Below are 25,933 nucleotides of genomic sequence, written 5' to 3' on the forward strand. Positions count from 1 at the left end.
GGATGGCTAAGAAGGGGAATGTATTACAACAACTCGGTTCTTTAATTGGTTTAGTATTAATTATCGTCGTAATTACAGCTTTAAATCCAGCATTTATTGAAATTCCAAATTTATTTAATATACTGCGTCAAGTATCGATTAATGCGCTTATTGCATTCGGAATGACCTTTGTAATTTTAACAGGGGGTATTGACTTATCGGTAGGTTCTATTTTAGCATTATCAAGTGCACTTGTTGCTGGAATGATGGCAAGTGGCATGGACCCGTTTCTTGCAATGGCAGTTGGATTATTGGCTGGTCTTGTAATGGGAATTGTAAACGGTATCATCATAGCGAAGGGAAAAGTAGCTCCGTTTATTGCGACTTTAGCAACAATGACTATTTTTCGTGGGTTGACGCTTGTTTATATGGACGGACGTCCGATCACTGGTCTTGGTGATCATTTAATGTTCCAAATGTTTGGACGCGGTTATTTTCTCGGTATTCCGGTACCAGCTGTTACCATGATGATCGCTTTCGCAGTACTGTACTTCATTTTGAAGAAAACGACATTTGGTCGCCGTACATTTGCAATTGGTGGAAATGAAGAAGCAGCAGCACTATCAGGTATTAATGTTACGAGAATTAAAGTAATGATTTATGGTCTTTCCGGAATTTTGGCAGCGCTTGCAGGTATTGTCTTAACATCACGACTAGATTCTGCACAGCCAACTGCAGGTACTTCTTACGAATTAGATGCAATTGCAGCAGTTGTATTAGGTGGAACAAGTCTTTCAGGGGGAAGAGGATGGATCGTTGGTACATTCATTGGTGTATTAATTATCGGTGTACTAAATAACGGTTTAAATTTATTAGGCGTATCTTCTTTCTTCCAACAAGTTGTAAAAGGACTTGTAATCTTACTAGCTGTATTAATTGATCGCCGAAAAGAAGCGTAATGGAGGGACAGTTCATGAAGAAATGGTTACTTATACTCGTTGCATGTATTATGGTCATTACTGCTGGTTGTTCAATGGAACCACCAGAATGGGCAAAGGATTCTAGCGATAAAGGTCGAAATAAAACTATTAAAGTTGGATTCTCTGTTTCAACTTTAAACAATCCCTTTTTTGTGACTTTGAAAAAAGGGGCAGAAAAGAAAGCGAAAGAAAGCGGCATTGAATTGATTGCTGTTGATGCGCAAAATGATGCAGCAAAGCAAACAAATGATGTTGAAGATTTAATTCAAAAAGGTGTCGATGTAGTTGTTATTAATCCAACTGATTCAGATGCTGTTGCTTCAGCAGTAAGTGCGGCAAATGCAGCAAATGTCCCTGTTATTACAGTAGACCGCGTTGCAAATTCAGGTAAAGTTGTTTCTCACATTGCCTCTAATAACATTGAAGGTGGTCAAATGGCTAGTGATTACATTCGTGAATTAGTTGGCGGGGGAGCAAATGTTGCTGAATTAGAAGGAATCCCTGGCTCTTCTGCTGCTCGTGAGCGCGGGAAAGGATTCCATAACGTAGCGGATAAGTCTTTAAAAGTAGTTGCAAAACAAGCAGCTGATTTTGATAGAGCAAAAGGATTATCTGTTATGGAAAACATTTTGCAAGCAAATGGTGATATTAAAGCCGTGTTTGCGCATAACGATGAAATGGCATTAGGGGCACTTGAAGCATTGAAGTCTGCTGGAAAAACGGATGTAGTCGTTGTTGGATTTGATGCAACAGAAGACGCTGTAAAAGCGGTTAAAGATGGGCGTATGGCTGCAACAGTTGCTCAAAAACCGGAATTAATCGGGGAGAAGGCGATGCAAACAGCAAAAGAGATCACACAAGGTAAAAAAGTGGACAAATCTATTCCGATTGAATTAGAGCTTATTAAGAAAAATAAATAAATATAAAATGAAAATTAGGAAGGAAGAATAACAAATGAAATTCTTTATTGACACAGCAAACATTAACGAAATTAAAGAGGCAAATGCATTAGGCGTAGTAGCTGGAGTAACGACAAACCCATCACTTGTAGCAAAAGAAGGCGTAGATTTCCATGAGCGTATTCGTGAAATTTGCAGCTTTATAGAAGGACCTGTAAGCGCAGAAGTAATTAGCTTAGAAGCTGATAAAATGATTGAAGAAGGGAAAGAATTAGCGAAGATTGCTCCAAACGTTGTTGTAAAAGTACCAATGACAACGGAAGGTTTAAAAGCAGTAAAAGCATTCTCTGATTTAGGAATTCGTACAAACGTTACATTAGTATTCTCAGCAGTGCAAGCATTGCTTGCAGCTCGCGCTGGTGCAACATACGTTTCACCATTCTTAGGTCGCTTAGACGATATCGGTCATAACGGTATGGACTTAATCCGCCAAATCGCAGAAATCTTTGCAATTCACGGCATTGAAACAGAAATCATCGCAGCATCTGTACGTCACAGTGTTCACGTAACTGACGCAGCATTAAACGGTGCACATATTGCAACAATCCCAGCAAACGTAATTGCTTCATTAGTAAAGCACCCATTAACAGATCAAGGAATTGAGAAATTCTTAGCTGATTGGGAAAAAACACAAGAGAAATAATAGAAAATCAAGAATCCTAGTTTAATTGACTAGGATTCTTTTTTTATTTAAAAGAATTTTCATGCAATTTTGCATATTGTCTTTTAAATTTGTTATATAAGCTATTTAATATATATCAAATCACTTTTTATTTTTCATATTTCGACATAAAACGGTAGAAGTTCTGACCAGAAAACTGGAGGACATGATTCTATAACAGAAAGATTAACGTTTATAGAATTATGCCTTTTTATATAGGGAGGAGTAAACAGAGATTTCGACAAAAACGCACCGATTTATCTGAATTTTAAGTTTTATATATAAAAGGAGAGAAATAGAATGAGAAGAAAAGCGCCATTTAAAGTGTTATCATCATTAGCAATTACTGCAATTATCGGATGCACGTCTGTAATGAGTACTCCGCTAGTGTATGCAGAAACGTCAGTAAAAGAGAAAGACAATGTATCTACAACACCAATTGATTACAATTTAATTCAAGAAGATCGTTTAGCGGAAGCGCTGAAGGAAAGAGGAGCAATAAATCCAGCATCTTCTAAAGAAGAGACGAAAAAGGCTGTAGAAAAGTATATTGAAAAGAAACAAGGAGATCAGGCAAATAAAGAAATTCTTCCAGCGGATACTGCTAAAGAGGCATCTGATTTTGTGAAAAAAGTAAAAGAGAAGAAAATGGAAGAAAAGGAGAAAGTAAAGAAACCTGAAAAAAATGTTAGTCCTGAGCAAAAACCTGAACCAAATAAAAAGCAATTGAATGGACAAGTTCCAACTTCTAAAGCAAAACAAGCTCCGTATAAGGGATCTGTTCGAACAGATAAAGTATTAGTATTACTCGTTGAATTTAGTGATTATAAACATAATAATATTGATCAAACGCCAGGGTATATGTATTCGAATGACTTTAGTAGAGAGCATTATCAAAAAATGTTATTTGGTAATGAACCGTACACATTATTTGATGGTTCGAAAGTAAAAACGTTTAAACAATATTATGAAGAGCAGTCTGGCGGTAGTTATACGACGGATGGATATGTAACGGAGTGGCTAACTGTTCCAGGGAAAGCGGCTGACTACGGTGCTGATGGTAGTAGTGGACACGATAATAAAGGTCCAAAAGGTGCACGTGATTTAGTGAAAGAAGCTTTACATGCAGCTGCTGAGAAGGGATTAGATTTATCTCAATTTGATCAATTTGATAGATATGACACGAATGGTGACGGGAATCAAAATGAACCTGACGGTGTAATTGATCATTTAATGGTAATCCATGCTGGTGTTGGTCAAGAAGCTGGTGGCGGTAAATTAGGTGATGATGCAATTTGGTCACATCGTTCAAAATTAGCAATAGATCCAGTAGCGGTTGAAGGTACAAAATCAAAGGTAGATTACTTTGGTGGAAAAGTAGCGGCGCATGATTACACAATTGAACCAGAAGATGGAGCAGTAGGTGTATTTGCGCATGAATTTGGACATGACCTTGGCTTACCAGATGAATATGACACGAAATATACTGGAACAGGTTCACCTGTTGAAGCTTGGTCATTAATGAGTGGAGGTAGTTGGACAGGGAAAATTGCAGGAACAGAGCCAACTAGTTTCTCACCACAAAATAAAGACTTCTTACAAAAGAATATGGGCGGCAACTGGGCAAAAATTTTAGAAGTAGATTACGATAAAATTAAGCGTGGTGTAGGAGTTCCTACATATATTGATCAAAGTGTTACGAAATCAAATCGTCCAGGCATTGTACGTGTTAACTTACCAGGTAAGAGTGTTGAAACGATTAAGCCGGAGTTTGGAAAGCATGCATATTACAGTACAAGAGGAGATGATATGCATACAACACTAGAAACACCATTCTTTGATTTAACAAAAGGAACAAATGCAAAATTCGATTATAAAGCAAATTATGAGTTAGAAGCAGAGTGCGATTTTGTCGAAGTACATGCAATAACAGAAGATGGAACGAAAACATTAATTGATAGACTTGGAGAAAAAGTAGTCCAAGGAGATAAAGATACAACAGATGGGAAATGGATTGATAAATCATATGATTTAAGTCAATTTAAAGGGAAAAAAGTGAGGCTGCAATTCGATTATATTACAGATCCAGCTGTAACATATAAAGGTTTCGCGATGGATAATGTAAATGTAACTGTTGATGGACAAGTTGTATTTTCTGATGATGCAGAAGGACAGTCTAAAATGAATGTAAATGGTTTTGTTGTTTCTGATGGGACAGAGAAGAAAGCTCATTATTACTACTTAGAGTGGAGAAACTATGCGGGATCAGATAATGGATTAAAAGCAGGAAAAGGCCCTGTGTATAATACAGGTCTTGTCGTTTGGTATGCAGATGATAGCTTCAAAGATAACTGGGTTGGGGCGCATCCAGGTGAAGGGTTCCTTGGCGTAGTAGATTCTCATCCAGAGGCATTTGTTGGCAATTTAAACGGGAAACCAACTTACGGTAATACAGGTATGCAAATTGCAGACGCTGCATTTTCATTTGATCAAACACCAGCATGGAGTGCAAATTCATTAACACGTGGACAGTTTAACTATTCTGGATTACAAGGTGTTACAACTTTCGATGATTCAAAAGTATATAGTAACAAACAAATTGTAGACGCAGGAAGAAAAGTTCCAAACCTTGGACTTAAATTCCAAGTTGTTGGACAGGCAGAGGATAAATCGGCAGGCGCTGTTTGGATTAAACGTTAATAACATAAAAGCACATTCTTCCTATGAAGAATGTGCTTTTCAATTTGTACAGTAAGTTATTATTTTAGCTTATGTAATACAAGTGTCTGTTCATATGTAGTGTATCAAATTATGTGGGGAAAGGAAATATTTCCGAGGAAATTGTCGAAGTATCGTTGGTATTTATACACTTTTTTTGTAAAAGAAGAAATGTAGTATTGTCTTTATACATAAGTTTATTTACAGTATTACTTGGTTATATGCAAAAGTAATATATATTAGGCGAAAAAAAGACAATGATGGAGTTATCCCATCATTGTCTTTTTTACTTTGCTTTTTGCTTTACTTTTTACTTTGCTTCTTACATAAATCATTCCAGCGAATGTTAATAAGAATGCAGTTCCGATAACGAAGCTGACGCTAGGGGATGCCCCGATTGCACCAACTGTAAAGGATCCAGCAACAACTCCTAATGAGAAGAAAGCATAAAACAATCCGAATGCTTTTCCGCGCTTATCATCTGTCGTATTTTCAACAAGTAATGCATTTATTGATGGGAACAGGATAGCGAATCCAATGCCATAAATCATCATAACGATAAAGAGCATACCTTTTGTTGCGAATAATCCAAGTAAAGATAACGCGAATGCCATTACTGCAATACCAATTAGCATGAGTTTTGAACGATTAAATCGATCGTAAATACGATTTGTTGGCAGCAAGAAGAAGAGGATAGCAGTAATTCCGAATACACTTAACATCATACCTGTTGTAGATGCTTTAAGTGCTAATGCCTCAACTTTCACTGGTAGCATATACGTGACAATTCCTTGTGAAAACATTAGCGTGAAAGCACCAATATATGCTTGTAATAAAGGTTCTGATTTCAATAGTTCAATCATATCTTCTTTGTTCATCATTTGTGTTCTTGAAGTATCTTTTCTTGATACGTTATTTGGTAAGAAGAATAGAGATACGATTGTACCAAGGACCATTAAAATAGAAATGGTAATGAACACCCACTCTATACCAGCAGTTGCTTTCATAATTCCACTGAACGCCGGTCCTACGATTGCCGCTGTTCCAACAGCAGCACCAGATAGAGCCATTGCCTTACCTTGTCTTGCTGCATTTGTTTGTTTTGATAAAAACGTAAAGGCAGCAGGAATTAAAAATCCGTCACTAAAGCCGTGCATAAAGCGAACAACTAATAGTTGTTCACCACTTTGAACAACGGTGTATAACAAGACTATGAAACTTGTAAGTCCCATGCTTATATAAAGTATTTTTTTTGCACCAAATTTATCGACAGCAGCGCCAGCAATAATATTACCGATCATATTAGCGAATGAGTACATACCGACAACTAGTCCAATAATAAGAGGAGATCCTCCCAGACTTTGAGCGAACGTACTCATAATAGGTAATTGTGAAAATGTATCTAGAAACGCTACGATAACAATAAAGTAAATAAAATATTTCAAGCGATATTCACCTCTCCTATGCTATTATGGCATAATGCTAATTTCAACCGCAATGAAATTAGCATTAACAGATGTGGGAAAAAGTACAAAGTGACAAAATATTGAACGTTATTTGTTAAAATTTAGTGGAAATGAGATTGTTTTTTTGAAATATATGGATGAAAGTATTATAATAGATTTGTAAACTTCACCAGGTTAAGTATATACGTAGAGAGGGATGTATAAAATGAAAGCACTACTTTGGCATAATCAACGTGATGTACGAGTAGAAGAAGTACCAGAACCAACTGTAAGACCAGGAGCAGTTAAGATTAAAGTTAAATGGTGTGGTATCTGCGGAACAGACTTGCATGAATATTTAGCAGGACCTATTTTTATTCCAACAGAAGAGCACCCATTAACACACGTAAAAGCACCGGTTATTTTAGGTCATGAGTTTAGTGGTGAGGTAGTTGAAATCGGTGAAGGCGTTACTTCTCATAAGGTGGGAGATCGCGTCGTTGTAGAACCTATTTATTCTTGTGGTAAATGTGAAGCTTGTAAACATGGACATTACAATGTTTGTGAACAACTTGTTTTCCACGGTCTAGGCGGAGAAGGCGGCGGTTTCTCTGAATATACAGTAGTACCAGAAGATATGGTTCACCATATTCCTGATGAAATGACGTATGAACAAGGTGCACTTGTAGAACCAGCAGCAGTAGCCGTTCATGCAGTACGTCAAAGTAAATTAAAAGAAGGGGAAGCTGTAGCAGTATTTGGTTGTGGTCCAATTGGACTTCTTGTCATTCAAGCAGCTAAAGCAGCAGGAGCAACTCCTGTTATTGCAGTAGAACTTTCTAAAGAACGTCAAGAGTTAGCAAAATTAGCAGGTGCGGATTACGTATTAAATCCAGCTACTCAAGATGTACTAGCAGAAATTCGTAATTTAACAAATGGTTTAGGTGTAAATGTGAGCTTTGAAGTAACAGGTGTTGAAGTAGTACTTCGTCAAGCAATTGAAAGTACAAGCTTTGAAGGACAAACTGTAATTGTTAGTGTATGGGAAAAAGACGCAACAATTACGCCAAACAACCTTGTACTAAAAGAAAAAGAAGTTATCGGTATTCTTGGATATCGTCATATCTTCCCAGCTGTTATTAAATTAATTAGCTCTGGCCAAATTCAAGCAGAGAAATTAATTACGAAAAAAATCACAGTAGATCAAGTTGTTGAAGAAGGATTTGAAGCACTTGTAAAAGATAAAACACAAGTGAAAATTCTTGTTTCACCTAAATAATAGAGAATAGTAAAAAGTAGCCCTTTTCTAGAAATAGAAGAGGGCTACTTTTTTTCTATACAGAAAGGTGATAGACTTTCCTTTAACTACAGGTATTTTGTTTGGAAGGGGAAGTCGAATGCTTTCATTTATGTTGACATTAAAACGGATGCTAAAAGCTTGTTTACGAGCGTGGAAAGATAAAGAATTTCAAGTATTATTCGTATTAACATTCTTAACATTAACATCCGGTACGATTTTTTATAGTACAGTTGAAGGATTACGTCCTCTTGACGCTTTATATTTTAGTGTGGTCACGTTGACGACTGTAGGTGATGGGAATTTTAGTCCACAAACGGATTTCGGAAAGGTATTTACAATCTTATACATATTTATTGGGATTGGACTAGTATTTGGATTTATTCATAAGTTGGCAGTTAATGTACAACTGCCAAGTATATTATCAAGTAGAAAAAAAGAGTAAAGCATGTGGATGCTTTACTCTTTTTTTACATTAGTTTAGACAATCATTTGTAGTAGCTTAATAATACTTTATTACAATATAAGTGCATTCATTCATTATATTCACTATGTATAAAGTTATAATGATATGAAAATTTGCATATTTTAATTTATTGATAGAAATTTCATGAAAGGTGGGATATTCTAGTCATAGGTTAACCGGACGACATCATAGGATCCTAACAAAAAGTTTACAATAATTCAATTATAAAATGGAGGATTTCAGATGAAAAAGAAAGTACTTGCTTTAGCAGCAGCTATTACATTAGTAGCGCCGTTACAAAGTGTTGCATTTGCTCATGAAAATGATGGGGGAAGTAAAATAAAAATAGTTCACCGTTGGTCTGCTGAAGATAAACATAAAGAAGGTGTAAACTCTCATTTATGGATTGTAAACCGTGCGATTGATATTATGTCTCGCAATACAACACTTGTAAAACAAGATCGAGTTGCACAAGTAAACGAATGGCGTACGGAATTAGAAAATGGTATTTATGCTGCTGACTATGAAAATCCTTATTATGATAATAGCACATTTGCTTCACATTTCTATGATCCAGACAATGGAAAAACATATATTCCATTTGCAAAGCAGGCAAAAGAAACTGGAGCTAAATATTTTGAATTAGCTGGTGAATCATATAAAAATAAAGATATGAAACAAGCATTCTTCTATTTAGGATTATCTCTTCATTATTTAGGAGATGTAAACCAACCGATGCATGCGGCAAACTTTACAAATCTTTCGTACCCACAAGGATTCCATTCTAAATATGAAAACTTTGTAGATATGATAAAAGATAATTATAAAGTAACGGATGGAAATGGGTATTGGAACTGGAAAGGTACAAATCCAGAAGAGTGGATTCATGGCGCGGCAGTAGCAGCGAAACAAGATTACGCTGGCATTGTAAATGATAATACGAAAGATTGGTTCGTAAAAGCAGCTGTATCACAAGAATATGCAGATAAATGGCGCGCTGAAGTTACACCAATGACAGGTAAGCGATTAATGGATGCACAACGTGTTACTGCTGGATACATTCAGCTTTGGTTTGATACGTACGGAGATCGTTAAGTATTTAAAAAAGGTCAAATCTCACAATAGAGTATTTGGCCTTTTTATTACTATACAAATGGAGGTATGAAACGTGAAAGGTAAATTCCTAAAAAGTATACTGAGCGTTGGAATCGGTCTAGCGGCTTTATATAGTGGATCCTCAGCTCAAGCGGAAGTGTCTACAAATAAAAATGATACATTAAAAGTGATGACACATAATGTGTACATGTTATCAACAAACTTATATCCGAACTGGGGACAAAGTGAGCGTGCTGATTTAATTGGATCGGCAGATTATATAAAGAATCAAGACGTTATTATATTAAATGAAGTGTTTGATAATAGCGCATCAGATCGTTTGTTAGGGAATTTGAAGAAAGAATATCCAAATCAAACAGCGGTATTAGGTCGTAGTAACGGAAATGAATGGGATAAAACGTTAGGTAGCTATTCATCTTCAACGCCTGAAGATGGAGGCGTTGCAATCGTGAGTAAATGGCCGATCGTTGAAAAGGTTCAATACGTATTTTCAAAAGGATGCGGACCAGATAATTTATCAAATAAAGGGTTTGTATACACGAAAATTAAGAAAAATGATCATTTCGTTCATGTGATTGGGACACACTTGCAGGCTGAAGATAGTATGTGCGGAAAAACTTCACCTGCATCTGTACGTACAAACCAGCTAAAAGAAATTCAAGATTTTATTAAAAATAAAAATATACCAAATGACGAGTACGTTCTATTTGGTGGTGATATGAACGTGAATAAAATAAATGCAGAGAACAATAGTGACTCAGAGTACGCATCCATGTTCAAAACATTGCACGCTTCTATTCCATCTTATACGGGACATACAGCAACTTGGGATGCGACGACAAACAGTATAGCAAAATATAATTTCCCTGATAGCCCTGCCGAGTATTTAGATTATATTATCGCAAGTAAGGACCATGCGAATCCGTCATTTATAGAGAATAAAGTATTACAACCGAAATCTCCACAGTGGACTGTTACATCATGGCTTAAAAAATATACATATAATGATTACTCTGACCATTATCCAGTAGAGGCAACTATTTCTATGAAATAGTCCTAAAAAAGTTTCTTCTTAATAGGAAGAAACTTTTTTATTTTGTAGAGGAAATTTCAACTTTCTTTCCAATATGTATAAGACATATTGAAAAGAGGAGAGAAAAATGTGGATCGAGGAATTTTTAAAGAGGTTCCATTACCGTGTGCATTTTTGGATGAAGTGGCTTTAGATAGAAATATTCAATCGATTATAGAATTAAGTGGGAATAAGAGGATTCGTATAGCGAGTAAATCGTTACGTTCTGTTCCGGTTATGCAAAAGATTTTATCTGCAAACGATTGTTTTCAAGGTATTATGTGTTTTTCACCTAGGGAAGTTTTGTTTTTAATTGAACAAGGATTCAATGATTTATTGCTCGGATATCCTGCTTATGATGATAGGGCGTTACATGAAATAAGTTTGCTAACAAAGCAAGGGCTCATTATAACTTGTATGGTGGATTGTGAAGATCATATTGTTTATTTAGAAAAAATTGCTGAGAAGTCTAAAGGATGTTTTCGTGTTTGCTTAGATATTGATATGAGTAGTCGTTTTTTTAAGCTTCATTTTGGGGTCAAAAGATCACCGGTAAAAGATGTGCAGGGTGCTTTGAAAATAGTAAAAAGATTGAAGGAATCATCATTTTTAATACTAGACGGTGTCATGGGATATGAAGCACAAATTGCTGGGGTAGGAGATCACATACCGAATCAACGAGTGAAAAGTAAAGTGATTTCGTACTTAAAGAAGAAATCGGTGTTAGAAGTTAAAGGAAGAAGAGGACATATCGTAAAAGAAATCCAAAAACTAGGTATTGAACTAAGGTTTGTAAATGGGGGAGGCACAGGAAGCATAAAAACAACTGAGAAAGATAATGCAGTTTCGGAGATTACAATAGGCTCTGCTTTTTATGCTCCGAAGCTATTTGATTATTATAAAGAGGTGCAATTTCATCCAGCTGTCGGATTTGCTTTACCAGTTGTGCGTAAACCAGCCCCGTTTATTTACACTTGTCTAGGTGGTGGATATATTGCCTCAGGCGCAATCGGGAAAGATAAAGAACCTGAGATTTGGAGGCCAAATGATGCCAAACTATTAGCTTTAGAAGGCGCTGGTGAAGTACAAACACCAATTTTTTATAACGGTGAGGAACGAGTAGAGATAGGAGATGCTATCTTGTTTCGTCATAGTAAAGCTGGAGAGTTATGTGAACGGTTTCCGTTTTTATATCGTGTGAAAGAAGGAGAGATTGTTGGGGAGTATTCAACATATCGGGGGGATGGCCAATGCTTTCTATAAAGGGACAGAAATGGAGAAATTGGACAGGGAATGTAGAAGGAACACCGCATTATACGATGTATCCAGAAAGTATACAAGATGTAGTAGAAGTTGTAGAGCTTGCACGAAAAGAAGGGAAGAAAATTCGCGTTGTCGGTTCAGGACACTCGTTTACCCCTCTTGTGCAGACGGAAGAAATTTTAATTTCTTTAGATGAATTGAAAGGTATTGTGAATATTGATGAAGAGAAGATGGTTGCCGAAGTATGGGCAGGAACAAAGCTACATGACTTAGGGAAGTTACTTGCAGAAAAAGGTTATGCGCAAGAAAATTTAGGGGATATTGATTCACAATCAATTGCAGGAGCGATTAGTACAGGGACTCATGGAACGGGTATTACCTTTGGAAGTTTATCAACACAAGTGATAGAGATTACTGCAGTTTTATCTACAGGTGAGAGTATAGTTTGTTCGGAAACTGAGAATGTGGAATATTGGAGAGGCTTTCAGTTATCGCTTGGAATGTTAGGTATCATTGTAAAAATAAAATTGAAGGTTATTCCAGCCTATTCACTTGTTTATAAAAGTGAAAAACAGTCATTATCTACTGTAATGAACAAGCTAGAAGAATATAAAAAAAATCGCCATTTTGAATTTTTCGTTTTTCCTTATTCAGATGAAGTACAAGTGAAATTTACAAATGAAACGACGGGTAAAAAAAGTGATTTGAAATGGCATAAACTCAAGGTAGAGTTGCTTGAAAATAAGATGTTCTCTTTGTTATCTAAAGGATGTAAATGGTTTCCTTCTATAAGTAAAGGAGTAAGTCGATTATCAGCTAAAGCTGTACCGAATACAAAAATAATTGGTCCGAGTTATGAAGTATTTGCTACATCTCGTGCAGTTCCATTTTATGAAATGGAGTATAGTGTTCCGTCAAAGTATATGCAGGTCGTTGTAGAAGAAATATCAAATCTTATTGAAAAGAAAAAGTATAAAGTACACTTTCCGATTGAATGTCGTTATGTGAAAAGTGATGATATATGGCTCAGTCCAGCATACGGAAGGGATTCAGCGTACATTGCTGTTCATATGTATAAAGGTATGAAGTATGCTGCTTATTTTGGTGAGGTGGAGAAAATTTTTCTAAAGTATGAAGGGCGCCCGCATTGGGGGAAAATGCATACGTTAACGTACGAAAAATTACAAAATATATATCCGGAAATGCATTCGTTTCTAAAGGTGAGAAAGTTACTAGATGAAGCAGAAGTGTTTTCAAATCCTTACACAGAAAAATTATTTACGATTATGAAAAAAAGCTGACAAAGTATTACTTGTCAGCTTTTTTTAGTATGATCGCATTTCTTGTGTGACTAATGTGCTCGTAAAATAGTAACTTATCACGACTAAATACATGTAATAAAACATGAATAATAAATAGACCGTTAATTACGAGTTGGAATAATAATATAACTACTAATACCAAAGGCTCTTTAAGATTTAAGATAGAGCTACTCGAAAGAATATAATTGATTCCACCTAAAATGAAATAGAATATACCGTAGCGGATGAATAATTCTTTTAGTGTAATACGCTCTGCCTGGCCTTTAATGTAAATCCGAAGCAATGCTTTTCCTATTGTTCTTCCATTTGTAAAGTATGGAATGATAATAAAGTAAATGAAGACTGAACATGTAATGAAAAGGAGTTCGTATACATTTGTATAAGATTGGATGTTAGCGATAAATAGTGAATTCCCTTTGTTTTTAATGAACGGTACAACGATAGATAAGAAAATCCAATCAATTTGCATAGCAATGAGACGACGAATAAATCCGACTGGTTTTGTTTCTAAATCAATACGAATATCTAGTTCGCTTGTTTTCGGAAGGAAGTACGTAAATATTGGTGCAATGATAAAACCAATTACGCCGCCTAGTGTGTTTAAAAACAAATCGTCAATATCAAATAAGCGATAGGCACAATTATAAATACCATATAATCCAGTTACTTGTGTTAACTCAAAGAACAGCGAAAGGCAAAAAGAAATGCACGCTGTTTGTAAGAAACTACGTCGGAAATAATAGCGTAAGTACATACCAAATGGAACAGTTAATAAAACGTTAAAAGCGACTTGTAAAAACGCAGATTCCTTTAATAAATAGAAGTACGTAGCTGGCTTCGTTAAAATTGCCGAGGTATGATTACTAATCTCTTGTATGAAATAAAATGGCGAGAGTTGCATATGTTGTGTATTAGCCGGTTGTAGGCTACATGTATCATATGTTTGTGGCAAAGGTAAAATAACAAGAAAATAAGCATTTAATACATAGAGTAATAGTGAATATAAAATAAATGAACGCCATTTATTCAAATAACCATATTTGCGATAATTAAATATTAAAAAAGGGATTAATAGAAACATCGCTAAAATAGGAAATAAAATAAATGCTGTTTTTATTGGAAATAAATATGCAGTCAAAATGAAGCTCCTTTCAATGAAAATTCGTTTATCATTATAACGTTAAAAGAACCTTAAAACAAAATTAAAATATTTCGAAATAGAAAAAATTACAAATTTCAATGGAATTAAGTTATACTAAATTTAATATAAGAATATTATGATTATCATTAGTTGAGAGAGGGTACAAGATATGCGATATGAGCTTTTTTCTGTAAGTGGGGATCATATTACAACTTTTGAAAGTGCATGGCATTTTCAGGAGGGAGAACAGATTTTTGTTCATGATGATCAAACAAAACGAAATTTTATTATTATCCGCCTAACGCATGATGTATTTCAACAAAATAAACATGTTATTCGTTTGTATTGTCAAGAAAAGAAAGTATACGCATAAAAGAGCCCCCCTTACTGCACAAAAAAGTAAGAGGGGCTTTATCATTATAAAGGTATAAAAAAGCGATGCCTCCTAGTTTAATAGAATGATTCGCTTTTCGCTTTGTAAGTTTCACTTTATAAGAAAATAAGAGTAAGTACACCTACGATAATACAATAGAAAGAGAAATATTTTAAATTTCCTTTTGCCATAATGTTCATAAACCATTTTAACGAAATATATGTCATGATAAATGTTGCGATAAAAGCAACGACATATGGTACGAATAGTGTGTCTAGATTTGGATCTTTTGCAATGTCTGTAATACTTAGTAATAAGCCACCTAAGCTAACAGGGATATATAGTAGGAATGAGAAACGAAGTGCTGTTTCTTGCTTCATACCAAGTAACATCGCCGCTACAATTGTTGCACCTGAGCGGCTTATTCCAGGAATGAGTGCGCAAGCTTGTGCTAATCCGACGATGATTGCATCTTTCATAGAAAGATCGCCATCATTTTTACGTCCACGCAAATTTCTAATAATCCAGAGACCGACAGCGGTAATAAGAAGGGAAATCCCAACCATCTTCACACCTTTTAAGTACTGGTCGATGTAATCCTTAAATAAAACACCAATAACACCTGCTGGAATCGTCGCAACAACAAGATAAATAATAAAGAAGAAATCTGATTTTGCGTCCTCTGCTCTTGTAAAGATATAAGATAGACCATTCTTCGTTAGACGAATTAAGTCCTTTCTATAAATAAGTAACACAGCTAATAATGAAGCTGAATTAACAAGTAGTTCGAAGCTAAACCCTTCTATTTTTAGTCCTAGCAAGTGCTGTGCTAAAACGAGATGCCCGCTTGAAGAAATCGGAATGGGTTCTGTTAGTCCTTGGAACAGACCAAGAATTAAATATTTTAAAATGTAGTGAAATTGTTCCATAATAACCTCCTTGTTTAATAGTCTAAAGAAATAACTTGTCCATTATAACAAAGATACAGATGAATATTGAGAAGAAATAAATATTCGAAATATAATAAAAATCCCTTATAAAAGTATAAGGGATTTTTATTATTAATGAAAAACTACTGTTTCTTCAAGACTTTTCGTTAATTGAACATCGACTTTCTCAGCATCATGAATGTGATTCATAATAGTAGTATTTAACTTTTGGAACATTTGTTGTGTATTAGCAAATTCTCGTAATATATCATCATTACAAGATTTTTGGTTTTCGATAGCTTTAATAACATTGGTAGCACCGTTTTGTAACGTTTGAATCATAATTAAAATATTTTCGATTCTAGCGTTTGTATCGGCACTCATTTCTACACCTTCATCGACTAAATGTAAATTATCTTTTGTATTATCGTATGCTTTTTCAATTTCTTCTTGAATTTTTTTCGTTAAGTTGCCGATGTTTTTTGTACTTTCCGCTGTACTTTCTGCTAGTTTTCTTACTTCATTAGCAACGACAGCGAATCCTTTACCGTGCTCTCCAGCACGCGCGGCTTCAATACTTGCATTTAAAGCAAGTAAATTTGTTTGTGCTGCAATGTTTTGAATGACTTCTACAATTTGTTCGATTTCTTTTGAGCGTTCACTTAAATGATTCATACTGTTAGACGTACGCTGAGATTGTTCACCTAATTTGTTAATTACAATAAGTAAACGGTGAACAGATTCTTTACCTTCATTAGAACAGTCAATAATTTCTTCAATAGATTGAATTAAACTTTGTTCTTTTTGTAACATTTCGTTATTCAATTCATTGGAATGTGTCGTGCGCGTTGAAACATTTTCGAAACATGAGTTTAATTGTTGAACTAAATTTTGAAGTGTATGGTGCTGGCTATTTACAAGTTTATGTTCTTGAACAACGCTTTGTACACGATCGTGGATAGAAGAAATAGTCTCTTGTTGTTCGATATCCTTTTGTTTTAATTCTGCTTCTAGTTCTTGTATACGACTTTCTAATTGATCAATTTTATGTTGGAGTGATTTCTTTTGAGTAAACATATATTTATTTCAACCGCCTTTAGAAGTTATATTTTCTCTATATTTGGATTTTAGCATCTTTTATAATTTTTAAATATAGGAATTGTTAAATATTTAAGAATCTATTACATTTTATGCATAATTCCCTTTTTTTCGTCATGAAAAATAAACTGTATTTAATGATATTGTAAACAAACTGTAAAATAAATCATGTATAACTGTATAAGAAGGGAGTCGGATTATGAACTATTTTAAGCGAATCAGTAGTCTAGTATTAGCAGGAATTATAGGTCTTTCTAGTACAGTCGCTGTTAAAGCAGAGTCAAACGACGAGAAACTTAACAACATGCAACAGCAATTGCAGCAAAACGATGCAGAAATGCAAAAGAAAGAGCAAGAGAAGCAAGCTGTTAATAAAGAAATTCAAGGTATCGAAAACGAACTACATAATTTAAATAATACAATTGCAAAAAATAAAGAGGATCAAGCTGCTATTCAACGTAAAATTGATGAAACACATAAGCAGATTGAACAAAAAAAGAAAGAGATTGTCGTTTTAGAAGATAAAGTTCTTGCGCGCAAGGACATTATGAGAAAACGTATGGTTTCTGTTCAAAACAGTTCAAATACAAGTTTAGTAGTAGAAGTTGTTGTAGAGTCAAAAAACTTTGCTGATTTCCTACAACGTATGAACGCAGTTTCTACTATTCTAGAAGCTGATAAAGAGATTTTACGTCTACAAGAACAAGACCTTCGTCAAATTGAAGAAGATAAGAAAACAATTGACGAGAAAGAAGCATCTTTAGTAGTAGACAAACAAAAATTAGCAAAAGCACAAGCTGAACTGCAAGATAACTTGAAAAAGCGTCAAGCTAACTTACAAACAGTTCAAGCTAAATATAATCAGGTTGCAAGCCAACTTAATTTAGCTGCAGAAGAAAAAGCTAAAATCGAATCAAACATGAAGGCAGTGCAAGAAACGATTGCTCGTGAGCAAGAAGCAGCAAGAATTGCAGCGGAAGAGCGTGCAAAAGCAGAAGCGGCTGCAAAAGCAGAGCAAGAAGCTTTAGTAAAAGCACAAGCAGAAATTGCTGAAAAGAAAAAGCAAGAACAAGCTAGTAAACCAGCCGAACCAGTTGCTAATAATAATTCGAAGGTAGAACCTGAACAGCCTTCGAAGCCAACTGCTGGTGGAAGAGAGATCTATGTAGAAGCTACAGCTTATACAGCGGATCCAGCTGAAAATGGTTATGCGCCAGGTCAACAAGTATTTTCTGCATGGGGACCAGGTGGTAAAGGTTATAATTTAACTGCAAACCCAGGAATGAAATTAATTGCGGTTGATCCAGCTGTTATTCCATTAGGCTCTACTGTAAAGGTTGACGGGTATGGAGTTGCTATTGCAGCAGACACTGGCGGAGCTATTAAAGGTCACAGAATTGATGTTTTAATGCCAGATAAAGGTTCATCAAGTAGCTGGGGCAGAAGAACAGTTAAAGTTACAATTTTAAACTAACATGTAATCCAACTTTACAATACGTCAAGTTGGATTTTTTTATGAAACTAATGTTAAGTAGAGTTTACATTTTGTTAAGGTTAGCATACAATATAAATGAGAGGTGGTAAATTTGACCATTTTAAATAGAGTGAAGGAATTAAGAGCTCGGTTTAATTTTTCGCAAAGTGTATTAGCAGAAAAGGTTGGAGTGACGAGACAAACGATTGCTGCAATTGAAAAAGGGGATTATGTTCCTTCATTATTATTAGCGCTTATGATTTGCGATGTATTTCAGTTAAAGATGGAAGATGTGTTTGTTTTAAATAAGGAGGGGGAAGAGGATGAATAGGATTGGTTTTTCTTATATTATAAATGTGCTTTATACTGCTTTAGCATGCTGGACATTTGTTGAATTTTATAGTGTTATTACAGAGTTGGCAGATATAATTAAAAACGAGAGATTCCCATTTGAAGTATGGTTTAATGGAGTGCCATTCATTTTATTATTTATTGGAGCTATTATAGTTACAATTTTTTATAGAATTCAAAAGAAAAAGTACAAGAATTTATCTTTTTGGATGTATCCATTATTATTTCCACTAGAAGATGAACGTGAAAAAGCCATTACGGATAAAGCTTGTCGAACAACATTTGTATCGTTATGGTTTGTGTTACCTTGTGCAGTTGGATTTTTAACTTTTTCGCCTATTATTAATGAATATCTTCCTGGATACCCATTGTATATTCTATTTTCTATTTTCTTTATTCAAATGACAGTATTCCACGTATCACTATACAGAAATAAATTAGCTTAAAAAGAAACCTTCTTGCATCGGCAAGAAGGTTTCTTTTCAGCTTACACTTGTACATATAGCAATATTATCTTATCATTTTATATAGAGTAAGATTTTGTAAGGGAAAGGAATTGTATATGAATAAGCAAAGAATTTATAGTATAGTAGCAATCCTTCTATTTGTTGTAGGTGGTGTGTTAATCGGAAAGCCATTTTATGATGGATATCAGGCTGAAAAGAAACAGACTGAAAATGTACAGGCTGTTCAAAAAATGGATTATGAAAAACATGAGACGGAATTTGTAGATGCTTCGAAAATTGATCAACCAGACTTGGCAGAAGTAGCGAATGCATCATTAGATAAGAAACAAGTAATTGGTCGTATTTCGATCCCGAGTGTTTCATTAGAACTTCCTGTTTTAAAATCTTCTACTGAGAAAAACCTATTATCAGGTGCAGCGACAGTAAAAGAAAATCAAGTAATGGGAAAAGGGAATTATGCATTAGCAGGACATAACATGTCTAAAAAAGGTGTTTTATTTAGTGATGTAGCCTCTTTAAAAAAAGGCGACAAAATTTATTTGTATGATAATGAAAACGAATATGAATATGCGGTTACTGGTGTATCTGAAGTAACGCCTGATAAGTGGGAAGTTGTTGAAGATCATGGGAAAGATGAAATAACGCTTATTACATGTGTATCTGTGAAGGATAATTCTAAGCGTTACGTTGTTGCTGGTGATTTATTAGGAACGAAGGCGAAAAAGTAAAAAAGAAGGTCAACTCTTTAAAGAGTTGACCTTCTTTTTTACTAATGTTGAGAAATAATAGAATATTTTAGTTGGTATTTAAGTATTTTTCTATTTATGTATAATAAAGTTAGAATTCAAGATTTTGGGAGGAACAAGAGTGAAGCAACAGGTGAAGAAACTTCTTTTAACAACAAGTGTAGCGTTATTGGTAGCTCCAATTTCAGCCTATGCGCATCCAGGGCGTACAGATGCTAATGGGGGACATACGTGTCGTACAAATTGTGAAAAATGGGGATTGCAGTACGGGGAATATCATTATCACAATAAGCCAGCTTCTAGTAGTGGTGCAACGAGTCCAGCTCCTAGTCAAAATAATAATGGTGCTGTAGAAGCTGAAAGACAAGCGGAAGCGCAGCGCAATGCTGAGGCTGAAAAACAACGTGCCGCAGAGGCGCAGCGTAAAGCTGAAGAAGAGAGACAGCGTGTAGCGGAGGAACAAAGAAAGGCAGAGGAAGAGAGACAACGTGTAGCTGAAGATCAAAGAAAAGCAGAAGAGGCACGTAAGCGAGAGGAAGCACAGCGTCAAGCTGATATGGAAAAAGGACAGCTTGAGGGACAAAAAAGTGGAGGGACTGATTTTAAAGCAGGGAAAAATGATGCGGAATCACATTTAGCTGGAAAATCAGATACATATAAAGAAGCATTTAAAACAGCTTATACTGCATCTTGGTCTTTAGAAGAGCAGAAGAAAACGCATTTTGAAAAAGGAAAAGAGCAAGGTTTAGCACAAGAGACGATGGAAGACAGTCAAATTGCTCCGGAGTTTAAGTCGAACTTTGCAGAAGGTTTCCAAGTAGGGAATAAAGAAAGAACAGAAAAAATTGAAAAAGAGCAAGCTGAACTAGGGGAAAAGGCAGGTAAGGAACTAGCTGAAAAGAATCCTGGAAATAGAGAGAAAGATGTGTACGTGAAGGCGTATGAAACAGCTTATGAAAAGGGCTATAAGTCTACAAAAAAAGCAGTAGAAAAAGCTGGCTATAAGTATGCATTTGAAAACTATGATTTGAAAGTTCCTGCTAAGTATGAAAAAAATGAATCATTAAAGAAATGGTTTATTAAAGGATTTAAATCAAATAAAAAAGCAGCAGAAATTAGAGAAGAAGGATATAAAAAAGGCGACAGTTGGCTTGCGTTCTTCTATAAGAATTTTGTGCCAAGTGAATATAAAGAACATAAAGAGCTGTACGAACAAGCGATAGAAAAAGGTAAGAATGCATAAAAAAAGATGAGGGAAATCCCTCATCTTTTTTTAATCCATCCATTTCACTAATTTCTTAGAAATTAGTAATAAAACACAACCTAATACAATTGCTACAGCTCCGATTACGGTAAATACTTCAGCATATCCAAGTGAAGTTGTGAAGCTTGCAAGTTGTCCGCCTAAAATGTTAGCGATTCCTGAGCTTGCTAACCATACTCCCATTAATAAAGAAGCAAGTTTTACTGGGGCAAGTGCACTAACCATTGATAGTCCAACAGGTGATAAGAATAGCTCACCTAACGTATGGAAAAGATACGTAAAGACGATAAATAGTAAGTTTGCTTTTTCTGTAATGTTATGTTCATCACTACCAGTTTTTAATGTAGCGATAACGAGAATGATATAACCGATACCGAGCAAGATCATACCAAGTCCCATTTTAGTTGGGATTTTTAAATCCCCGCGCTTGCGAGTTGCAAGTTTTGCCCATAATGCCGAAATAACTGGAGCAAGTAAAATAATAAATAATGGATTGACCGATTGGAACCAAGATGTTGGAACTTCCCATCCGAACACAGAGCGGTCTACAAATTTGTTTGTATATAATGTTAATGAACTACCAGCTTGTTCAAAGCCAGCCCAGAAGAAGACAACGAAGCATGTTAAAATGACGATAACTGCGGTACGCTGTTTTTCTTTTTTTGTTAACGGTGTATCTCCTACTGATGGTTGTCCATCTGTTGTTTGTAAATCGCGAGTTGGTTTTTTACCGATATCACCAAGGAAGCGATTTGATAGTGTTGTAAATAAAATTTGTCCAATGATCATTCCAATTGAAGCGGCTAAGAAACCGTAACGGAATCCGTAATGTACAACGCCATCAACTGTTGTTTTGAATAAATTTTCTGATAAAAATCCGCAAACGAGTGGAGCTAAAAATGATCCGACGTTAATACCCATATAGAAAATGGTAAATGCACTGTCACGTTTTGGATCATTCTCTTCGTATAATTCTCCAACAAGTGTAGAGATATTCGGTTTGAAGAATCCATTACCGATAATAATAAGCGCTAATCCGAGGTATAGGCCGACTTGGTTTTGCATGGCGAATAGTGTAAGGTTACCGATTGCCATTGTTATACCACCAATTGTGATAGCTTTTCGTCTACCTAGGAACCGGTCTGTTAAGTATCCACCAATCATTGGTGTGAAATAACAGGCTCCAGTATAAAATCCGTAAATGGAGAGTGCCCATGCGGGACTAAACCCAAGACCACCGCTTACTAAAGCTGTCGTTAAATATAATGTTAATAATCCTCGTAATCCATAGTAACTAAATCTTTCCCACATTTCTGTAAAGAAGAGTAAGTATAAACCTGGAGGATGTTTCTTTTTTCTTTGTTGTTCTCTTTCTAGTTGTATCGCTGATTCCATGTTATTTTCCTCCTGACACAAACAAACACAAAGTTAATAATTTTGTACATTTAATATTTTACCTTATTAACTATTATAAGTCAATAAAGGTTGATTTTTCAGAAGAAATTGGAAAAGAGATATAGCTATAGAATGGGTGTTTCTTTTATGTTAGACTATGGACTATGTTTTCTTTGTAAGGAAGCGGTTTATTGCACTTTTTTATATGTGAAATTGATTTCATAAAAGATGAAATTAAAGAAGGAGAAAGAAATGAAATTGTTACAGAAAAAAGAAATTTTACTTATTAGTCTTATGTTATTTTCGATGTTCTTTGGAGCGGGGAATCTTATATTCCCACCTTTCCTTGGGTATGAAGCAGGAGAACATGTGTGGATTTCATTAGTAGGGTTTATTATATCAGCAACAGGTCTGCCTATATTGGGAGTTATTGCGATTGCAAAAGCAGGAAGCTTTCAAACGTTAGCGGGTAGGGTTCATTCTTCATTTGCCATTATTTTTCCGTGTATCGTGTATTTATTTATTGGACCAGGACTTGGTATACCACGTGCAGGAAGTTTAGCTTTTGAGATGGGGCCAGGTCAGTTCTTCCCAGAAGCGGGAAGCGTAGTTTTATTATGTTATACGGTTATTTTCTTTAGTATCGTGTACTGGTTAAGTTTATCACCGTCTAAATTAATGGGGTTGTTCGGAAAGGTTTTAACACCGTTATTATTAGGTATGATTGCCCTTATATTTATAAAGAGTATGTTTACATCAGTAGGTAGTGTGAAAGAAGCTGCTGGAAATTATGGACAAGCTCCTATGTTCCAAGGGTTTTTAGATGGGTATTTAACGATGGATGCATTAGCAGCTTTAATTTTTGGGATTGTTATTGCAAATGCTCTTCGGGCAAAAGGTATTGAAGATGATAAAGGTTTAGCGAAATATATGAGCATTGCAGGAATTGGAGCAGGACTATTATTATCTATTATTTATGTCATACTTGGATATGTTGGTTCAATTAGCGGTTCGTTAGGTACATTTGATAATGGGGCGAACGTATTAGCACAAGTGATGACGACGTTATTTGGACAAGGTGGAGTCGTTTTATTAGGTCTTATTTTTACGATCGCGTGTTTATGTGTTTCAATTGGACTTGTTACATCTTGTAGTCAATTTTTCGCAAGTGCATTTCCGAAAGTAGCGTATAAAGTTTGGGCATGTATATTAAGTTTTGTTAGTATGATTTTAGCTAACTTAGGATTAACACAAATTTTAAAAGTATCAGTACCAATTCTTGGATTTATTTATCCAATTGCATTAACGCTTATTATTTTAGGGTTATTCCATAAGTATATTGGAAAGCATGCATACGTATATGTAGTAACAGTTGGGGTTGTAGCGGTATTTAGTGCAATCGATATTTTTAATAAAAATGTAATGATGAATCAGTGGACATCAGTATTGAAATACATTCCGTTTTATACAGAAGGTGTGGGATGGATTGTTCCAGCTATTATAGGTGTTTGCATTGGTGTTATCGTGAGTATTGTTTTCAATAAGAAGAAATAAGTAAGAGGTGTTTTCCTATTTCGGAAAGCACCTTTCTTTTTTGGAAAAATGGTATTGAAAATGAATAGACTAATAGTATGATAAAGTTAATTGGTAATATATAGGTTTTGAATGAATGGTGAGGGGGGAGCGTATGAAGGAAGATTTAAATAAGAAAATAGAAGCGCTCGAAACGGCAATTGAAACAATTCAAGAAGCACTCTTTGAATTGAAAGCAAAACAAAAAGAAATAGAAGTAGAAAATGCTCAGCAACATGTTAGGGAGGAAAAGAAAGAATATATTGAAACGGTAACGGAAGAAAAACCAAAAGAAGAAGTAGTTACAATAAAAGAGCCCGTGCAAGAACGGGAGGTAAAACAAGTAGATATATCTGCTTTTAAACCAGAACCATTTAATATTATTCAGTTTTGCCAAACGTGGTTACCACGCATATTTGTCGGTATTATGTTACTTGGAGTAATCTGGTTATTTAAAGCAGGGGTAGATGCTGGATTATTAACGCCAGCAATACGAATTGTGTTTGGTATTGTCCTATCAATCGGTTTTTATTATATAGGGGATATTCAAATTAAACGAGAGCGGCAAGCGTTAGGGTTAGTATTAGCAGGAGGAAGTATTACGGGTATAGTTTTAACGACATTTGCGGCACATTATTTATATGGATTTATTCCAGCAAGTGTTGCATTTGCGTGTAATATTGCATGGGTCATTTTAGGTATTTATGTAGCCAAGAGGTATCAATCGGAATATCTTACTATTTTCGTAGCGGTAGGAGCTTTCTTCGTGCCATTCTTATTAAATAGTACGACTCCTAATCCGTATATTTTCTTTGGATATGAGACGATACTAACAATTAGCTTATTATGGTATGCGCTGAAAAATCGTTATCAGTATTTATATATGATTTCTTATGCTGTTGCTGCTATTGTCCTTTTCGTCTTCTTTGCCATTATGTCAATGTTAGTAGAAGATTTGCAAGTACAGTTAACAGTTGTTTATGGTTTAATTCACTTACTATTATTTTGGCATATGTTTACGGAGAGAAATTTTATAGTAGAACCACGCTTGGCAATATTTAGTGCGAATGCAGTTTTCTTTATATTAGCTATTTCAAAAATACCTGAATTTACAACATGGGGATTAATGATAAGTGCTCTCGTACACGCTACTATGTTCGCGTTTGAATATAGGAAGAATCGACATTCTACGTTTACAAATCTTTTATTTGGTTTCGCAATGGGGGCATTTAGTTTAGCAATTTTATATGAGTATAGTTTAGTGAATGCAGCGATTGTATTATTATTACAAGGTTTCCTCGGTATGGTGACTGCTATTAAAGTAAAACAACAAATAAAATTGTATGTTAGTGCGACGGTTTATGCGATTGGAATGATACAGACTATTTTTAGCCCGTTTGATCATTTCCTTTCAGCTGGGTTCGTTGCTCATATTATTTTAATAGGTACATTTTATTACTGCATGAAACAAGCGAAAGATGTGTTAATGAGCTTTGGAAAATATGTTTATTCTATAGCGCTCTATTGGTTTATGGTTATCATATTTATTGCAATTACTAGAGTCGGTGAAGTGCTTTCTACAGATGGAAGTATAATAAGTGTATCTGTATCGTTATTATGGATGGTATATGCATTATTTGCAGTTTGGCTTGGACGGAATAAAAATATGAGTGAAATATTGTATGCCGGCTTAGTCGTGTTAGTTGTAACGATAGGGAAGCTATTCCTTCTGGACTTACCAGAAGTATCGATGATGATTAGGGCAGTTTTATTCTTAATAGTCGGTAGTATAGGTATCGTTATTTCAAGGATGTTTTTCTCAAAAGAAGAGAAGTAAAAAGAAGG

At 35.1% G+C, this 25,933-nt stretch carries 23 protein-coding genes; 18 read left to right on the top strand and 5 right to left on the bottom strand.

From position 1 onward, the window contains the following. The first annotated feature begins 2 nt into the window (after window positions 1-2). The 4 genes from FS742_RS24890 (at window position 3) to inhA2 (ending at window position 5,279) form a co-directional block, all read left to right on the top strand. Window positions 3-938 carry an ABC transporter permease subunit gene (locus tag FS742_RS24890; RefSeq protein WP_001074641.1) on the top strand — a complete coding sequence of 312 codons (936 nt, stop codon included), beginning with the start codon at window positions 3-5 and terminating at the stop codon, window positions 936-938. 14 nt (window positions 939-952) lie between these two features. Next, window positions 953-1,879 (top strand): ribose ABC transporter substrate-binding protein RbsB, encoded by a 927-nt coding sequence (gene rbsB, locus FS742_RS24895; RefSeq protein WP_144615822.1) that lies wholly within the window; start codon window positions 953-955, stop codon window positions 1,877-1,879. Window positions 1,880-1,913: 34 nt separating this feature from the next. Then, window positions 1,914-2,561 carry a fructose-6-phosphate aldolase gene (gene fsa / locus FS742_RS24900; RefSeq protein ID WP_000667666.1) on the top strand — a complete coding sequence of 216 codons (648 nt, stop codon included), beginning with the start codon at window positions 1,914-1,916 and terminating at the stop codon, window positions 2,559-2,561. A gap of 318 nt (window positions 2,562-2,879) precedes the next feature. After that, window positions 2,880-5,279, top strand: a complete 2,400-nt coding sequence (inhA2, locus tag FS742_RS24905; RefSeq protein WP_144615824.1) for a M6 family metalloprotease immune inhibitor InhA2 — start codon at window positions 2,880-2,882, stop codon at window positions 5,277-5,279. A gap of 284 nt (window positions 5,280-5,563) precedes the next feature. Here inhA2 and FS742_RS24910 read toward each other — a convergent pair whose 3' ends face one another. Continuing rightward, window positions 5,564-6,742, bottom strand: a complete 1,179-nt coding sequence (locus FS742_RS24910; RefSeq protein WP_144615826.1) for an MFS transporter — start codon at window positions 6,740-6,742, stop codon at window positions 5,564-5,566. Window positions 6,743-6,968: 226 nt separating this feature from the next. Between FS742_RS24910 and bdhA the strand changes: the two genes are divergently transcribed. The 6 genes from bdhA to FS742_RS24940 all read left to right on the top strand — a co-directional run bounded on the left by bdhA (window position 6,969) and on the right by FS742_RS24940 (window position 13,257). Further along, window positions 6,969-8,021 carry a (R,R)-butanediol dehydrogenase gene (gene bdhA, locus FS742_RS24915; RefSeq protein WP_000645834.1) on the top strand — a complete coding sequence of 351 codons (1,053 nt, stop codon included), beginning with the start codon at window positions 6,969-6,971 and terminating at the stop codon, window positions 8,019-8,021. Window positions 8,022-8,139: 118 nt separating this feature from the next. Then, the gene (locus tag FS742_RS24920) at window positions 8,140-8,484 is read left to right on the top strand and encodes a potassium channel family protein (RefSeq protein ID WP_073517263.1); all 345 of its coding nucleotides are present in this window, start codon (window positions 8,140-8,142) and stop codon (window positions 8,482-8,484) included. A 264-nt stretch (window positions 8,485-8,748) separates the two neighbouring features. Further along, window positions 8,749-9,600, top strand: coding sequence for a phospholipase CerA (cerA, locus tag FS742_RS24925; protein ID WP_144615828.1), 852 nt, complete (start codon window positions 8,749-8,751; stop codon window positions 9,598-9,600). Window positions 9,601-9,673: 73 nt separating this feature from the next. After that, window positions 9,674-10,675 carry a sphingomyelinase C gene (sph, locus tag FS742_RS24930; protein WP_144615830.1) on the top strand — a complete coding sequence of 334 codons (1,002 nt, stop codon included), beginning with the start codon at window positions 9,674-9,676 and terminating at the stop codon, window positions 10,673-10,675. A gap of 108 nt (window positions 10,676-10,783) precedes the next feature. Beyond that, window positions 10,784-11,956 carry an amino acid deaminase/aldolase gene (locus FS742_RS24935; protein WP_144615832.1) on the top strand — a complete coding sequence of 391 codons (1,173 nt, stop codon included), beginning with the start codon at window positions 10,784-10,786 and terminating at the stop codon, window positions 11,954-11,956. After that, complete coding sequence (locus tag FS742_RS24940) at window positions 11,944-13,257, top strand: D-arabinono-1,4-lactone oxidase (RefSeq protein ID WP_000948933.1); 1,314 nt, start codon at window positions 11,944-11,946, stop codon at window positions 13,255-13,257. The genes FS742_RS24935 and FS742_RS24940 overlap by 13 nt, the downstream gene beginning before the upstream one ends. A gap of 7 nt (window positions 13,258-13,264) precedes the next feature. Here the strand turns inward: FS742_RS24940 and FS742_RS24945 are convergent, their stop codons facing one another. After that, window positions 13,265-14,416, bottom strand: a complete 1,152-nt coding sequence (locus tag FS742_RS24945; RefSeq protein WP_144615834.1) for a VanZ family protein — start codon at window positions 14,414-14,416, stop codon at window positions 13,265-13,267. A gap of 172 nt (window positions 14,417-14,588) precedes the next feature. On the opposite strand from FS742_RS24945, the gene FS742_RS24950 reads away from it, so the two are divergent. Beyond that, window positions 14,589-14,792, top strand: coding sequence for a hypothetical protein (locus tag FS742_RS24950; protein WP_001268328.1), 204 nt, complete (start codon window positions 14,589-14,591; stop codon window positions 14,790-14,792). A gap of 116 nt (window positions 14,793-14,908) precedes the next feature. Here the strand turns inward: FS742_RS24950 and FS742_RS24955 are convergent, their stop codons facing one another. Both FS742_RS24955 and FS742_RS24960 read right to left on the bottom strand, forming a co-directional pair. Then, a complete protein-coding gene (locus tag FS742_RS24955; protein ID WP_000434542.1) occupies window positions 14,909-15,721 on the bottom strand; it encodes an undecaprenyl-diphosphate phosphatase in 813 nt (270 codons plus the stop codon). A gap of 132 nt (window positions 15,722-15,853) precedes the next feature. Beyond that, window positions 15,854-16,798: a methyl-accepting chemotaxis protein gene (locus FS742_RS24960; RefSeq protein WP_144615835.1), complete on the bottom strand. Its 945-nt coding sequence runs from the start codon at window positions 16,796-16,798 to the stop codon at window positions 15,854-15,856. A 220-nt stretch (window positions 16,799-17,018) separates the two neighbouring features. On the opposite strand from FS742_RS24960, the gene FS742_RS24965 reads away from it, so the two are divergent. The 5 genes from FS742_RS24965 (at window position 17,019) to FS742_RS24985 (ending at window position 21,100) form a co-directional block, all read left to right on the top strand. Next, on the top strand, window positions 17,019-18,293 hold the full coding sequence (locus FS742_RS24965) for a 3D domain-containing protein (protein WP_001105806.1): 1,275 nt from the start codon (window positions 17,019-17,021) through the stop codon (window positions 18,291-18,293). Between the two features lie 112 nt (window positions 18,294-18,405). After that, a complete protein-coding gene (locus FS742_RS24970; RefSeq protein ID WP_000154007.1) occupies window positions 18,406-18,624 on the top strand; it encodes a helix-turn-helix transcriptional regulator in 219 nt (72 codons plus the stop codon). Further along, entirely contained in the window at window positions 18,617-19,090 is a 474-nt protein-coding gene (locus FS742_RS24975; protein ID WP_001079697.1) for a DUF2178 domain-containing protein, read from the top strand. The genes FS742_RS24970 and FS742_RS24975 overlap by 8 nt, the downstream gene beginning before the upstream one ends. Window positions 19,091-19,206: 116 nt before the next feature. Continuing rightward, window positions 19,207-19,839, top strand: coding sequence for a class A sortase (locus FS742_RS24980; RefSeq protein ID WP_001041719.1), 633 nt, complete (start codon window positions 19,207-19,209; stop codon window positions 19,837-19,839). A 139-nt stretch (window positions 19,840-19,978) separates the two neighbouring features. Beyond that, window positions 19,979-21,100, top strand: a complete 1,122-nt coding sequence (locus tag FS742_RS24985; protein ID WP_144615837.1) for a YHYH domain-containing protein — start codon at window positions 19,979-19,981, stop codon at window positions 21,098-21,100. Window positions 21,101-21,130: 30 nt separating this feature from the next. Here FS742_RS24985 and FS742_RS24990 read toward each other — a convergent pair whose 3' ends face one another. Beyond that, window positions 21,131-22,516, bottom strand: coding sequence for a peptide MFS transporter (locus tag FS742_RS24990; protein WP_000443151.1), 1,386 nt, complete (start codon window positions 22,514-22,516; stop codon window positions 21,131-21,133). A gap of 252 nt (window positions 22,517-22,768) precedes the next feature. On the opposite strand from FS742_RS24990, the gene brnQ1 reads away from it, so the two are divergent. Together brnQ1 and FS742_RS25000 are read left to right on the top strand one after the other, a co-directional pair. Beyond that, the gene (gene brnQ1, locus FS742_RS24995) at window positions 22,769-24,070 is read left to right on the top strand and encodes a branched-chain amino acid transport system II carrier protein BrnQ1 (protein WP_144615839.1); all 1,302 of its coding nucleotides are present in this window, start codon (window positions 22,769-22,771) and stop codon (window positions 24,068-24,070) included. 133 nt (window positions 24,071-24,203) lie between these two features. Beyond that, window positions 24,204-25,925: a DUF2339 domain-containing protein gene (locus FS742_RS25000; protein WP_144615841.1), complete on the top strand. Its 1,722-nt coding sequence runs from the start codon at window positions 24,204-24,206 to the stop codon at window positions 25,923-25,925. Window positions 25,926-25,933: the final 8 nt, after the last annotated feature.

Origin of the sequence: Bacillus cereus, from assembly GCF_007678085.1 — a bacterium.
Lineage (GTDB): Bacteria > Bacillota > Bacilli > Bacillales > Bacillaceae_G > Bacillus_A > Bacillus_A cereus_BE.